The organism is Pseudomonas sp. NPDC098740, from assembly GCF_044760065.1.
Classification (GTDB): Bacteria; Pseudomonadota; Gammaproteobacteria; order Pseudomonadales; family Pseudomonadaceae; genus Aquipseudomonas; species Aquipseudomonas rossensis.
This window is the reverse complement of sequence record NZ_JBIWAM010000035.1, coordinates 18,627-32,317: the sequence shown is the minus strand read 5'-3', so window position 1 is coordinate 32,317 and position 13,691 is coordinate 18,627. Positions and strand designations below refer to the sequence as shown.

The following is a 13,691-nucleotide window of genomic DNA, read 5'->3' as shown; positions in this document are numbered from 1 at the left end:
CCGAACGCAGCTTCTGGCCGCTGCGACAAAGGATCAGATTCGGTTATGTATTTTTTCGCTCGTCTGTCGGCGTTGATTGTTGCAGTGGCATTGCTCAACGGTTGCGAACGACAGGACGCGCCAGCGCTCGATCAGCAACTCTACGTCTGGCAACGGCAATGGACACCGGCCCACGAAGCGGCGCTGAGGGACAGCCGCGCTGACTTTTCCACCCTGCGAGTGCTGGCCTTGCAGGCATTCCCTGAGGCCGGTTGGAGCCGGGCGCGGATTGATCCGGCGCTGCTCAAGCGTGATGGTCGGCCGCTGATCGCGGTGATTCGTCTCGACGGCCAACTCAAGTCGCTGGATCGGGACGAAGTCACCGCGCAGATCCTGCAGGTGCTCGGCGATTGGCAAGGGCAGGGACTGAATCTCTCCGGTGTGGAAATCGACCACGATGCCGGTAATGCTCGGCTACCGACCTACCGCAAATTTCTTACGCACCTGCGCGCAGTTCTGCCGGCCTCTGTTCCGCTGAGTATCACCGCATTGCCGGCCTGGCTCGACAGCCCCGAATTGCCGGCGCTGTTATCCACAGTCGACAGCAGCGTGTTGCAGGTGCATGCGGTGAGCAATCCGCGTCTTGGCTTGTTTGACGCGGATCAGGCCCGACAATGGACCAAGGCCTGGAGCCGCATCACTTCGAAACCTTTCTATCTGGCGCTGCCGGCCTACGGTGTGGCGTTGTTGCCGGGTGACGGTGCGCCGGTAGTGGAAAGCGAAGTGCCCATCGAACAGGGCGGAAAACGCCGGGAATTGCTCGCCGATCCGCAGCAACTGAGCCGGCTCGGGACCGAGTTGCGCAACGATCCACCGGCGCATCTGGCGGGCCTGATCTGGTTTCGTCTGCCGCTGGCCAGCGACCGCCGGGCCTGGAGTCTGACGACTCTGGGCGCCGTAGCGCGTGGCGATGCACTCGACAGTCGACTGGCGCTGAAACTCTCGGAGCAGAACGACCTCTATGACATCAGCCTCAGCAATCAGGGCAATCTCGACAGCGCCTGGCCCGAACGCCTGACACTCGCGGTGCAGGGCTGTGACGGTGCCGATGCGCTGGCCGGTTATGCGTTGCAACAGCGTCCGGATCTGCTTACCTTCACCCGCCTGCGCGACGGTCGAATAGCGGCCGGCGGGCAGCGCGCCATTGGTTGGGCTCGTTGCGCACATATTGATCAAGGAGGTTCGAATGTTTACCCGTAACTGGCCCCGCCATCTGCTTTGCCTGAGCCTCAGCCTGCCGCTGGGTTCGGCGCTGGCCTGTGGGCCGGATTTCCCTATGCGTCTGCTGGACAACCGCGGCCAGTCGCTGGCGGAACTGCCGGAAGGTAACTTCAGATTTGAAATCAGTCGCCTCGGGCATGCGGTCGCCGGGCTGAAGAACGTCACCGAAACCGCCTATAACCTGGATGCGCCCGACTACGCAGAACAGCGGGATAAGGCTGAGCAGTCCGGTTTGACGGCTGAGCAGCAAACGCTGGTGAAACAGTTACGCAGCCTGACCGATGCGCATCAGGTCGAGATTCAGGGCGCGAGCCTTCCGGCTGAGCTCAAGCTCTATCTGGCCGGCGCGGTGGCATTCAATGCCGGTGATCATGGACTGGCAGCCGAGTACTTCCAGAAGGTGCTGGCATTGCCGGCGGATCAACGGGCGTTACGCAGCACCTGGGCGGCTTACTCGTTAGGCCGGGCGCTGTTTGCCATGAGCTCCGAAGCGGACGCTGGCCCTGACCTGTTGGCTCAGTCTAGAAAGGCTTTCGAGCAGACCCGTCAACTGAGCATCGACGGCTTCAGTGACTCTCTGGAACTGGGCGTCGCCAGTCTTGGCGAAGAGGCCCGCGTGGCCCGCACCGCTGGAGACTGGAACAGCGCCATCGAACTTTACGCCACGCAAAACCTTCAGGGTTCGGCGGTGGGTTACACCTCGCTGAAACTGTTGGTAGCCGACCTCGCGGCGATGCCTGACGATCAACTGGCCGAGTTGCTCAAGGGAAAACCGGTACAGCAACTGGTGACGGCGTCGTTGATCAGCCGACTGGGCTGGTCATTCGGTGATCAACCGCCGAACGAATTGAAACTGATCAAACTGCTGAAAAACAGCACCTACGGTAGCCTCGACAACGCGGATCGGCTGGCCGCGGTGAATTATCAACAGGGTGATTACACCAGCGCCAAGGAGTTCCTCGAACACGCCGGTGATGGCGGACTGGCGTGGTGGCTGCGGGCCAAACTGGCGGTGCGCGATGGCGATAAAAACGCGGCTGCCGCAGCGTATGCCAAGGCTGCCCAGGCCTTCCCGCAGAATGAGTCGTGGGGGGAGCGGCGGACGCCGGATTGGGACTTCGAAACGCTTCAGCCCAAGTGTCGGGTCGAGGGTGAAAGCGCAATCCTGGCGTTGCAACGCGGGGATTATCTGCAAGCGTTCGATCAGCTTTATCGCAGTAAAGATGTCTACTGGTTCGACGCCGCCACGGTCGCCGAGCGGGTGTTGACCGTCGATGAGCTCAAGCAATACGTCGACACTCAAGTGCCGGCACCAGCGCCACTCACCCAACAGGATCGCGATAACTACGTGCAATTATCGGTGGCGGCGAAACTGCGCAATTTGCTCGGGCGGCGCTTGCTGCGCGAAGAGCGGTATGACGAAGCGCCAGCCTACTTCGATAACGCCGATTTGCAGGCCAAGGCCAAGTGGTACGGGCAGTTGCGCCACGACGCTGAATCCAAATGGTGGCCGACCAAACGGGCATTCGCTTATTACTATGCCGCGACACTGGCCCGTTTCGACGGAATGGAGTTGTTGGGCTACGAGCTGTCCCCGGATTACGCCACCTTCGGCGGCAATTACAGTCTGGAAGCGCCCGAGCTCAAGGTCGGGCCGCTGATGGCCGAGGGTGAAGTGCAGCGCCAACAAGCCACGGTGGCGCAGCCTGATGAGCGTTTCCACTACCGTTTTGTCGCCACGGCTCTGGCGAGCAAAGCCGCTGATCACCTGCCCCGCAGCAGTCAGGCGTTTGCTTCGGTGCTGTGCAAGGCTTCGTCGTGGGGCACCAGCCTGCAAGAGCAAAGCGCGTTCTACCGTCGGTATGTCGAGGAAGGTCCGTATGTGGTGTGGGCCGGCGATTTTGGTCATCAGTGCCAGGATCCAGACTTTCAGAGCGCCAACAAACGCTATGTGACCCAGGTCACCGATGCCGCGCGTTCGCAGCTGCGGCCCTACAAAACACCGTTGCAGATTGGCGGTGTGATAGTGGTCACGGCAGCGGCGCTGTTGCTGATCAATCGCCGCCGTAAAACGCGGTAAGGCTCAAGCTTGTTGCACAAAGGTCAGCCGCACGGCGAAGCCGATCAACAGGCTGCCAAACAGCCATTGCTGCAGGCGCTGGGCCGAAGGACTGCGTTGCAGCCAACGGCCTAGCGCCGCGCCGGTCAGTGCGTAAGCGCTGTCGAACAACAGCCCAACACCAACCAACACCACGCCCAGGGTCGCAAATTGCGCGAGCACCGGCCCGGCGTGCGGATCGATGAACTGCGGCAGCAGCACCGAGCAGAACAGCAACGCTTTGGGGTTGAGCAGGTTGGTGAGCAAACCGCGCTGGATCGCTGAGCGCCAGCGAGGTTTCTCGGTGGTGGCGTCTGTTCCGTTCAAGTTCGGCAGCATGGTGGTTCGCAGGCATTGAATGCCGATCCACAGTAGATACGCGGCCCCGGCCAGGCGTACCACGTCGAACGTCCAGGGCGCAGCCTTGAACAGTGCCGCCAACCCCAGCGCTGCCAACGCCACATGGCATCCCCGGGCCACACCCAGACCCACCGCAGTGGCCAGCGCCGCGCCTTTGCCCTGACGGGCACCGGTTTGCAACAACAGGATCATGTCCGGGCCCGGCAACAGATAGACCACCGCCAGCGCCATGAAAAACACCCAGAGTCCTGCCACGTTGCACCCCATTCGTTGTCGATTCGGTACGGCCAGTCTAGGGCTGAAGGGCAGGGCAGGTGGTTGCGTAGTTCGCTTCTAAAATGCTTCTGGTTGGCATAACCTGCCACTCAATTGCAGGTAAACCATCAGGATCTGCCAAACCATGAAACTCGACGCCTACGACCGCAAGATTCTCGCTGCGCTGCAACGGGACGGTCGCCTGAGCAATGTGCAACTGGCCGACGAGATCGGTCTGTCCGCTTCGCCTTGTTTGCGCCGGGTACGGATGCTCGAAGAGGCCGGGGTGATACGCGGTTACCAGGCCAATCTGGATCGCGACGAAGTAGGGCTTGGGCTGACGGTGTTTGTCGGGGTCAAGGTTGAACGGCACAACGATGAGCAGGCCGAATCCTTTCGCCTGGCCGTGACGGCGCTACCCGAAGTGATTTCGGCGTTTCTGGTGTCAGGGGAATCGGATTTTTTGCTGCAAGTGGTGGTGCCGGACCTGCGCGCCTATGACCGTTTCCTCACGGGGCGTTTGCTGAAGTTGCCAGGTGTAAGTGACATCCGCAGCAACTTTGCGATTCATACGGTAAAGACGCCGGGGGCGTTGCCGTTGGAGCATTTACCACAGTAGATCGCGAACACGGGTTGATCCAATACTTCGCAGCAGCCAAAACTTAAACGGGAATTGATTAATCCTGGTGGATAAACTAGCCTTGTGTTTTATATGTGTGAAACACTTTAATCATGAATTTTGAAAATATTCGTTACTATTTTGCACTGCTTCTTTTGGTCCTTGGGAGCAATGGTCTTTATGCGGCACTTATTGTGCGGGTAATAAAATACTTCATACCCATGGAGGGCATGATTTTGCGCATTGCTTATATAGTTACTTATATTATTCTCTGTGTTTTCTGGTTTCGTTTTTTAGTCAAAAAATTACGTGGCGTAATTTGATTTGAATGGCGGTATAGCGCCTTGTGTCTATTCGGATTTTTCTTTAGAAAGCATTGAATTTAATGTGATGTAGTCAACAAGAGCCTCGAAAAATAGAGCTGCCTTCCCTGTTTGTATGTACGCCCTTTCGTAATTTATTGGGTCATGCCTAAATAGCTGCACCGAGTCAGGCTTACGTATTAGTCTAATAATACCAATGCCAGATAATAGTAAGTCCATAGAACCGTAGAGCATATCTCCCTGGTACTCGCCTCCTACAGCGTCTTGATAAATCCACCGCACAGGTCCTAGCACGCTAGGTGTTTCAGGGCCGTTATAAATATTGCCAAAGCCTTCATAGATATTATTGGCGCCATGCGCAATAAACATTTCTCCCAATGGCGCGGCCCATCCACCTGAGCCTACAGTAACCGCTACACCTACCTCAACTTGCATGGCGCCAGCAACAACACCTATGCCATTTTGAGCATAAAAGATCGCCTTGGAAGATAGCTCTGCATATTCGTTCGTTATCGATTGAACTCCCTCCCACGCAGTGATGAGCCCTTCATCAACGGCCTTGATAATTTCGTTGGCATAAGAAGAAACCATCGAATTGAATTGAAGCTGCGTAATACCGTCATGAAAATGTGTAGCGCCTACTGCACAACCTAATGCAACCAGGTCCGCAGCGGCTTTGTTGACGTCATGGATATCACATGACGTCTCATTCATCTTCGTTTCCCCACGTGCTATAGGCACTTGTACCCGCTTGGATGTGCGTCCAACTAATATCTCGGTAACGAATGGACACCAGCTCTTGCGGCTCCGTGTCAGACATGTGGATAGCGTGTGGGATTTGAAGATTTACATTCGCAATACGACCGCCCGTTATTTTCACTGAATAATATTTATCCTGACCGCCAGCAGGAGCAGTGCGATAAAAATCAATCTTGCACTCAACTTCTTCACCCTCAGCCAGAGCACTGGCTAGCAGTGGTGAAGATTTATCAATGTTTTTGGTAATGGAAATAGGCATATGTTTGCCTCGCCCGCCTGACGTACTGCCATCACTGCCGGTGAACATACTATGGGCGTAAGCCAACACCATGATTTCGTCTTCATGCCCAAACTGGCATTTGTTGCCGATTAGTCTTGGCTGGAACAGCCGGATGAAATCAGACCCTGCTTTTTACCGGTAATAGTCATGTAGCTATGACTCGCCATGCGCCCACTCCTTGTGGTCAGAATGGGGGGAGTTTAAGGCAAGGGAGGTAGCTACTTATGTAGGTCGTTTCTGAAAATGCCTGTATTTCTTGAAAGGGTAAATCGTGTCGGTCACCACTCTATTGTTTCGTTTGGCACAACCAAGGCTGTGCCATTTCCGTATGCGTTTCGAGCCTTGCATTTGCGTCGCCATCCCCTCCACATTCATCGCCGCCTGGCGCAAGGCCTCGGAGCGGGTCGGGTGTGGATGGCAGGTCAGGGCAATGTCTTCGGCGGAGGCGCTGAACTCCATGGCCACGCAATATTCGCCAATCATTTCACTGACACTTGGGCCCACAAGGTGCACGCCGAGAATCTCGTCGGTGCGCTCATCGGCCAGCACTTTGGCGAAGCCTTCGGTTTCGTGATTGATCTTTGCCCGGCTGTTGGCGGTGAAGGGAAATTTGCCGACCTTGTAGGCGCGGCCTTCGGCCTTGAGCTGCTCTTCGGTCTTGCCGACGCTGGCCAGTTCGGGTTTGGTGTAGATCACGTTGGGGATCAGGTCGTAGTTGACCTCGGCCGCCTTGCCGACAATCTGCTCGATGCAGACCATGGCCTCGTCTTCGGCCTTGTGAGCGAGCATCGGACCGGACGTCACGTCGCCGATCACCCAGATGCCAGCGGCTTCGGTGCGATGGCCCTTGTTGGCGAGCATGCCGCGTTTATCCGTGGCGAGGCCGACGTTTTCCAGCCCCAGGCCTTGGGTGTAAGGCCGGCGTCCGATGGATACCAGCACGTAATCCGCTTCAAGCAGTTCGGCGGTGCCACCAGCCGCGGGCTCGACGCTGAGCTGAACGCCGGTCGCCGAGGTTGTGGCGCTGGTGACTTTGGAACTCAACTTGAAGTTGACGCCCTGTTTACTCAACGAACGTTGCAGGGTTTTGCCCGCTTCACCATCCACACCGGGGCAGATCCGGTCGAGAAACTCGACCACGGTCACCTGAGCGCCCAAACGCCGCCACACCGAACCCAGCTCCAGACCGATCACTCCGGCGCCGATCACCACTAGATGCTTGGGCACTTCGGCCAGCGACAGCGCACCCGTGGAGTCGAGGATGCGTTTGTTGTCGATGTCCACACCGGGCAGGGGAGTGGGCTCAGAGCCGGTGGCGATGATGATGTCCTTGGTGTTCAGTTCGGTCTTGCCGCCCTGGCTATCGGTCACCGTCACTTTGCCTCATGGTTGTACTCCTGGAGTGAACGGGGATCAGGATGGGTAAAAGTAGGCCTTCGCTAAAATTACGAACGTAATATGTGCGTTCCGCAGCCTTTCGGTCAAGGCTTCAGCCAAGCGACAGGTTGAGCGTTTTTAGATACAGCATTTAAGAACGGAAATTTCACGGCTTTCGTTATATCGTAACGAATTGCGATATGAGCAACGATAAACACTGGGGTGGTATGCAAGTCGATCTCGATGTCGATGGGACGCAAGTAGCCGGGCTGCCGCGTTTCCAGCAGGCGGTTTTTCAAGGGCGACGATTGCGTCAGTTCGCAATCGGTCTGGGCGCTCTGGCGGCGACAGGTTGGTTGCTGGCGTTTTTTGTCGGGCTGTTTGCGCCGCAGTCGCTCTGGCCCGCGTTGCTGGTCAATCAGAGCGCCGGTTTGCTGGTGCTGGTCGCCGGTTTGCAATCGGCCTGGTGGGTGACGCAATGGCGTGCGCGGGCGTTGAACCCGGTCGTGCAGGTCGTCGTTGCTGACGAAGTCGTTGCCCCGGTGGGCTGGTACGAACGGCTGCTGGATCGGCTCAGCCAGCGATGGCTGCGGATGCTGGTGCAGATCGGCGCCCCGACGCTGTGGCTCGCGGGTTGGTCGCTGTTGACGTTGTTGAGCATCGAACACGTCTGGAACCTGGCACTGCCGCCCACCACGCTGGGGTTGTCGGCCAGCGTCGGTGCGGCGCTGTCGTTGTTGCTGGCCTTCGGTTTGCTGGTGCTGGAACGTCAACTGGCGCAGGAAAACGTCGCCCAATGGCCCGAAGCAGCATCGCTGGCGCAGCTGACACGGGTGGCGATCATTGGCCTGGTGCTCAGCGCTTTGTGCCTGTTGTTAGGAGGCGAAACTTCGGTCTGGCCGGTGCGTCTGGCGGTGCTGATCGGCCTGCTGCCAGGGTTGGTCGCCGCCGAACTACTGCTGCGTGCCATGCTGTCGTTGTTCAGTCCGCAGCGCGAACAACTCGAACCTGCGTTGCTGGCGCGCAGCTTCGTCGCCGACATGCTGCGCTGGCCGCCGCAACCCTTGTTGGCGTTGCAGCACGAATTGCACAACCGCTTCGGCATCGACCTGCGGCAGATCTGGGCCTTCACTTACATGCGTCGGGCGTTTTTTCCGGTGCTGATGGTGGTGGCAATTGTCGGTTGGTCACTCACCGGCATTCACGAAATCCCCATGCAAGGGCGAGGCATCTACGAGCGATTCGGCAAACCGGTGGAGGTATTCGGTCCTGGTTTGCACGCAGGTTTGCCCTGGCCTCTGGGTCGAGTGTTGAACGTCGAAAACGGTGTGGTTCACGAGTTGGCCACCAGTGTTGGCGACACACCGGCGCCGGTCGTGGCCGAACCCGCCGAAGGCCCGGCGCCCGCGATTGCCAATCGCTTGTGGGACGCCAGCCATGTGAACGACAAATCCCAGGTCATTGCCAGTAGCCGAGCCGACAAGCAGAGCTTTCAGATCGTCAACATGGATGTGCGTTTCGTCTATCGCATCGGTCTGAGCGATCAAGCGGCGTTGGCCGCGACCTACAACAGCGCTGATGTCCCGACGCTGATCCGCAGCACCGCCAGCCGGATTCTGGTCCACGATTTCGCTTCGCGAACCCTCGACGGGTTGCTTGGCGAGGACAGGGTAGGGCTCGCCCAAGAGATTGGTCGGGCGGTGCAGGCTGACTTGCAGAAACTCGATAGCGGCGTGGAAATTCTCGCCACGGTGGTCGAGGCAATTCATCCACCGGCCGGTGCTGCCAATGCCTATCACGGCGTCCAGGCTGCGCAGATTGGCGCCCAGGCATTGATTTCCCGCGAGCGCGGTGCGGCGGCGGAGGCCACCAATCAGGCGCAACTGCAGGCCAGCATCGCTCGCGATCAAGCGACGGCCAGCGCTCGTGAAATCAACGCCACCGCCCAAGCGGCTGACTTGAGATTCGGTGCCGAGCAAAAGGCCTACGCCAGCGCCGGCCAGGCCTTCTTGCTGGAGCAGTACTTCAGCCAACTGTCCCAAGGCCTGGCCAATGCCAGGTTGTTGGTGCTCGATCATCGTCTGGGCGGCAGCAGTAACGCGCCGACCATCGACCTCCGTACATTCACGCTGCCGGCTGACCCTGCGCCGGCGCGTAATACCGCTCAGCCAGGAGCTGCCAATTGAGCCAGTCGCACACTCACGATCACGATGACCACACTGGCCACGATCACGGCCATGGCGGGCATCACCACGGACATCACCACCACGGTGATCCCCAAGAAGCGGGCCCATTCCCATGGCGGCGAATGGGCTGGGCAGCGTTACTGGTAGCGTTCGCCATCGCGGCAGCGAGCCTAGTGCAGGTGCGTTCGGGGGAGGCCACGGTGATCACGCGTTTCGGCAATCCGTCGCGGGTATTGCTGGAACCAGGTCTTGGCTGGCGTTGGCCTGCTCCTTTTGAAGCGGCGATTCCTGTCGATCTACGACTGCGCACGACCTCGAGTGGTTTACAGGATGTGGGTACGCGGGACGGTTTGCGCATCATCGTGCAGGCTTACGTGGCCTGGCAGGTTCAGGGTGATCCGGACAACGTGCAACGTTTCATGCGCGCCGTACAGAATCAGCCGGACGAAGCAGCGCGGCAGATTCGTACGTTTGTGGGTTCGGCTCTGGAAACCACGGCCAGCAGTTTTGACTTGGCTAACCTGGTGAACACCGACGCCAATAAAGTACACATTGCTGATTTTGAAGCGCAGCTGCGTCAGCAAATCGATCAGCAGTTGCTCACCACTTATGGCGTGCGGGTGGTTCAAGTCGGTATCGAGCGTCTGACCCTGCCGTCGGTAACCCTCACCGCTACGGTCGATCGCATGCGTGCCGAGCGTGAAACAATCGCCACCGAACGCACGGCCATCGGTAAGCGCGAAGCGGCGCAAATCCGTTCCGCTGCCGAACGTGATGCGCGCATCGTGCAGGCTGACGCCACGGTAAAAGCGGCGGACATCGAAGCACAATCGCGCGTCGAAGCCGCACAGATTTATGGCCGCGCCTACGCCGGGTCGCCACAGCTCTACAACCTGCTGCGCTCCCTCGACACACTAGGCACGATCGTCACGCCCGGCACAAAACTGATTCTGCGCACCGATGCTGCGCCGTTCCGGGTGTTGGTTGACGGTCCGCCGACCCTTGATAACAAGCCCGGGTCGCAGCCATGAAATTAGTTCCACGTGGAACAAATGAGTTAAGCAGTCCCTGGATTCAGGCTGGGCGATTGGCTTTCTTGGCTCTTTACGCCGTGACGGTACTGGCCGCTTTGGTGTGGGCATTTTCCAATGTGCGGCAGGTCGATCCACAAAATCGCGCGGTGGTTTTGCACTTCGGCGCGCTGGATAGCATCCAGAATGCTGGCCTGCTATTGGCCTGGCCGCGTCCGTTTGAACAGGTGATTTTGTTGCCCGCGGCGGATCGGGTGATGGAGCGTCGGGTGGAAAACCTGCTGCGCACCGATGCCGCGTTGCAGGCAGACCGATTCGCGACTTTCGCTACACCGATCAGCGATGCACTCGCCGGCTCCGGTTATTTGCTCACCGGTGACGCGGGCGTGGTGCAACTGGATGTGCGGGTTTTCTACAAAGTCACCGAGCCGTATGCCTTCGTTCTTCAAGGCGAACATGTGTTGCCGGCATTGGATCGATTGGTGACTCGCAGCGCGGTGGCTCTTACTGCCGCACGAGATCTGGACACCATTCTAGTGGCGCGACCGGAACTCATCGGCGCGGATAAACAGGCTGCCGAAAGACGCGAACGTCTACGCGGTGATCTGGTGCAAGGCATCAATCAGCGCCTGGCTGACCTGACCGCGACCGGGCAGGGATTAGGCATTGAAGTGGCGCGGGTCGACGTGCAATCGAGTCTGCCCGGGCCAGCGGTCAACGCCTTCAATGCTGTACTGACCGCCAGTCAACAAGCCGACAAAGCTGTGGCCAATGCTCGCACTGAAGCCGAGAAACTGACTCAGACTGCCAACGAACAAGCCGATCGCACGCTGCAGGTCGCTCACGCCCAAGCGAGCGAACGGCTGGCCAAAGCCTCGGCTGACACAGCCACGGTGTTGAGCCTGGCCAAGGCGCAACAACAAGGGACCGACCCGCAAATGCTGCTGCGCATCTACCGCGAACGGATGCCGAAGATTCTCGGTCAAGCCGGTTCGGTAACCACGGTCAACCCGAAAGACGATTCCAGCCTGATCATTCAGGGAGCAGCACAATGACCCCCCAAACCGCCGCCGCACCGAGCATGTTGTCCTCGGCTGAACAACGCAGCGCCGCCCGCCAATTGACCCTGGCCATGCTCGCACTTGGCCTGCTCGCGCTCGGCCTGACCTGGCGCTGGTTGTCGCCGGAGCAGACGGGCGTCAGTCAATTGCTGCTGGGCTTTGCTTCGTTATTGGTGGCCGTGCCCGTGATGCGTTCAGCCTGGTACAGCCTGCGTTATCCGAGCCTGCACGGGATCACTGATCAATTGATCGCCCTGGCCATGCTGGGGGCGTGGGCCACGGGTGATCTGCTGACCGCAGCGTTGCTGCCGATCATCATGATCTTCGGTCACGTGCTGGAAGAGCGCAGCGTGATCGGTTCCCAAGAGGCGATTCGCGCCCTCGGCAAACTGACGCGCAGCCATGCGCGCAAAGTTCAGGCCGATGGCGCTATCGTCGAAGTCGATAACGGCACACTCAAGGCCGGCGACCTCGTCGAGGTGCGCGCGGGTGATCGGGTGCCGGCGGATGGTCGGGTGCTGTCCGGTCAGGCGAGCCTGGACACCGCTTCGATTACTGGCGAATCGGTGCCGATGGAGGCGGGCGTCGGCATGCAAGTCTTCGGCGGCGCGATCAACCTCGACGGTCTGCTGCGTATTGAAGTGACTCGCACCGGCAATGAGTCGACCCTCGGAAAAGTCATTGCGCTGATGCAAAGTGCCGAGCGTTCCAAACCACCGATCACGCGTTTGCTGGAACGCTACGCCGGTAGCTACATGGTGCTGGTGTTGCTGCTGGCCGCCGTGACCTGGTTCGTCACTAACGATGCCCAGGCCATGCTCGCGGTGTTGGTGGCGGCCTGTCCTTGTGCATTGGTGTTGTCCGCGCCGGCCACGGCGATTGCCGGCGTGGCGGTGGCGGCTCGTCACGGGATTCTGATTCGCAGCTCCGCGTTCCTCGAAGAGCTGGCAGACCTGACTTCCTTGGTGGTCGACAAAACCGGAACCCTGACCTTTGGCACCTTGCGTTTGCAATCCATCGACAGTCCGCTCGAGGATCGCAGCCACGTCCTTAAACTCGCTGCCAGTCTCGGTTCTGCCAGCAGTCATCCGGTCAGCCGCGCGCTCGCCGGGTTGGTCACCCAGGAACATTTTCTGCTGCTCTCGGACATTCACGAGCGTCAGGGGCTGGGTGTGGTGGCGATGACGGAGCAGGGCGAGGCGGCGCTCGGTCGTCCCGAGTTGTTCACCCAATTGGGCATCGCCACTTCAAGTGTCCCCGACCACGATGGCCCGATTGCCGGGTTGGCGCTCAACGGTGAATTCCTCGCCTGGCTGTTGCTGGCCGACAGCGTCAAACCTGAAGCTCGATTTGCTTTGAGCGAGCTACGTGAGTTGGGGTTGGGCCGGCAGTTGCTGCTGACAGGTGATCGGCAAAGCGTCGCGCACACATTGGCGCGGGATGTCGGGATCAGCGACGTTGAAGCTCAAGCATTGCCCGAGGACAAACTCAATCGCGTGCTGAAGGAAATCGGCAGCGGCTTCCGGCCGATGGTCGTGGGAGATGGGATCAACGATTCGCTGGCGCTCAAGGCCGGTGTGGTCGGCGTGGCCATGGGAGCGGGCGGGGCGGACATCGCGCTGGCTTCGGCCGACATCGTCCTGATCGGCAGCGACCTGCGTCGACTCGGCACGTGTGTGCGCTTGAGTCGCCAATGCCGGCACACGTTGCAGGTTAACGTGATCATCGGTCTGGGCTGGACGCTGGCGATTGTAGCCTTCGCCGCCTTCGGTTGGCTTGGCGCTGCGGGCGCGATGATTGCTGCGCTGTTGCACAACTTCAGCACGTTGCTGGTGTTGGGGAACGCCGGGCGTTTACTGCGTTTTCAGGAACCATTGCTCAAGCTTAAGGATGAGGATTGAGCACGCCGGGTGAATGCTCTAAACAGCGCGATCACGGTCGATTTCAAGTTTTGAGAACTGTACGACGAATTCGTAGTCATCTAGGTGAGGGCAATCACTTTGGTGAATTCGCGGCGTTTGGTCCGAACGCTACGAATCATAGAAACGGCTATTAAATCGATAGCCAGCTATTTTTACAGGA

The 13,691-nt window shown here is 59.0% G+C and carries 9 protein-coding genes and 2 pseudogenes; 7 read left to right on the top strand and 4 right to left on the bottom strand.

Annotated elements, in window-relative coordinates; all coding sequences use genetic code 11:
• Positions 1-45: 45 nt before the first annotated feature.
• The gene (locus tag ACIQU2_RS27065; protein ID WP_403145315.1) at positions 46-1,239 is read left to right on the top strand and encodes a DUF3142 domain-containing protein; all 1,194 of its coding nucleotides are present in this window, start codon (positions 46-48) and stop codon (positions 1,237-1,239) included.
• Positions 1,226-3,340, top strand: coding sequence for a hypothetical protein (locus tag ACIQU2_RS27060; RefSeq protein ID WP_403145312.1), 2,115 nt, complete (start codon positions 1,226-1,228; stop codon positions 3,338-3,340). The genes ACIQU2_RS27065 and ACIQU2_RS27060 overlap by 14 nt, the downstream gene beginning before the upstream one ends.
• A gap of 3 nt (positions 3,341-3,343) precedes the next feature.
• Here ACIQU2_RS27060 and ACIQU2_RS27055 read toward each other — a convergent pair whose 3' ends face one another.
• On the bottom strand, positions 3,344-3,973 hold the full coding sequence (locus ACIQU2_RS27055; protein WP_403145310.1) for a LysE family translocator: 630 nt from the start codon (positions 3,971-3,973) through the stop codon (positions 3,344-3,346).
• Positions 3,974-4,118: 145 nt separating this feature from the next.
• Here ACIQU2_RS27055 and ACIQU2_RS27050 point away from each other — a divergent pair, with 145 nt between their 5' ends.
• Complete coding sequence (locus ACIQU2_RS27050; RefSeq protein ID WP_403145309.1) at positions 4,119-4,592, top strand: Lrp/AsnC family transcriptional regulator; 474 nt, start codon at positions 4,119-4,121, stop codon at positions 4,590-4,592.
• 350 nt (positions 4,593-4,942) lie between these two features.
• Here ACIQU2_RS27050 and ACIQU2_RS27045 read toward each other — a convergent pair whose 3' ends face one another.
• The 3 genes and pseudogenes from ACIQU2_RS27045 to ACIQU2_RS27035 form a co-directional block, all read right to left on the bottom strand.
• Complete coding sequence (locus ACIQU2_RS27045) at positions 4,943-5,629, bottom strand: DUF4225 domain-containing protein (RefSeq protein WP_403145307.1); 687 nt, start codon at positions 5,627-5,629, stop codon at positions 4,943-4,945.
• Positions 5,622-6,121, bottom strand: a pseudogene (locus tag ACIQU2_RS27040) (Hcp family type VI secretion system effector). The gene ACIQU2_RS27045 and the pseudogene ACIQU2_RS27040 overlap by 8 nt, the downstream one beginning before the upstream one ends.
• Before the next feature lie 178 nt (positions 6,122-6,299).
• A pseudogene (locus tag ACIQU2_RS27035) lies at positions 6,300-7,337 on the bottom strand (FAD-dependent oxidoreductase); the annotation flags it as partial.
• Between the two features lie 221 nt (positions 7,338-7,558).
• Between ACIQU2_RS27035 and hflK (ACIQU2_RS27030) the strand changes: the two are divergent.
• From hflK (ACIQU2_RS27030) to ACIQU2_RS27015, 4 genes are read left to right on the top strand one after another with little or no spacing between them, the layout of a single operon-like run.
• A complete protein-coding gene (gene hflK, locus ACIQU2_RS27030) occupies positions 7,559-9,517 on the top strand; it encodes a protease modulator HflK (RefSeq protein ID WP_403145348.1) in 1,959 nt (652 codons plus the stop codon).
• The gene (hflC, locus tag ACIQU2_RS27025) at positions 9,514-10,548 is read left to right on the top strand and encodes a protease modulator HflC (RefSeq protein ID WP_403145304.1); all 1,035 of its coding nucleotides are present in this window, start codon (positions 9,514-9,516) and stop codon (positions 10,546-10,548) included. Before hflK (ACIQU2_RS27030) ends, hflC begins: the two co-directional genes overlap by 4 nt.
• Positions 10,545-11,603, top strand: coding sequence for a protease modulator HflK (hflK, locus tag ACIQU2_RS27020; protein WP_403145302.1), 1,059 nt, complete (start codon positions 10,545-10,547; stop codon positions 11,601-11,603). Before hflC ends, hflK (ACIQU2_RS27020) begins: the two co-directional genes overlap by 4 nt.
• Positions 11,600-13,510, top strand: a complete 1,911-nt coding sequence (locus tag ACIQU2_RS27015) for a cation-translocating P-type ATPase (RefSeq protein ID WP_403145299.1) — start codon at positions 11,600-11,602, stop codon at positions 13,508-13,510. The genes hflK (ACIQU2_RS27020) and ACIQU2_RS27015 overlap by 4 nt, the downstream gene beginning before the upstream one ends.
• Positions 13,511-13,691 lie beyond the last annotated feature (181 nt).

Bases quoted from the DNA above. Each gene is read 5' to 3' on its own strand.
- ACIQU2_RS27065 (WP_403145315.1), top strand. From the start codon at position 46: ATGTATTTTTTCGCTCGTCTGTCGGCGTTGATTGTTGCAGTGGCATTG.
- ACIQU2_RS27060 (WP_403145312.1), top strand. From the start codon at position 1,226: ATGTTTACCCGTAACTGGCCCCGCCATCTGCTTTGCCTGAGCCTCAGC.
- ACIQU2_RS27050 (WP_403145309.1), top strand. From the start codon at position 4,119: ATGAAACTCGACGCCTACGACCGCAAGATTCTCGCTGCGCTGCAACGG.
- ACIQU2_RS27045 (WP_403145307.1), bottom strand. From the start codon at position 5,629: ATGAATGAGACGTCATGTGATATCCATGACGTCAACAAAGCCGCTGCG.
- hflK (WP_403145348.1), top strand. From the start codon at position 7,559: ATGCAAGTCGATCTCGATGTCGATGGGACGCAAGTAGCCGGGCTGCCG.
- hflK (WP_403145302.1), top strand. From the start codon at position 10,545: ATGAAATTAGTTCCACGTGGAACAAATGAGTTAAGCAGTCCCTGGATT.
- ACIQU2_RS27015 (WP_403145299.1), top strand. From the start codon at position 11,600: ATGACCCCCCAAACCGCCGCCGCACCGAGCATGTTGTCCTCGGCTGAA.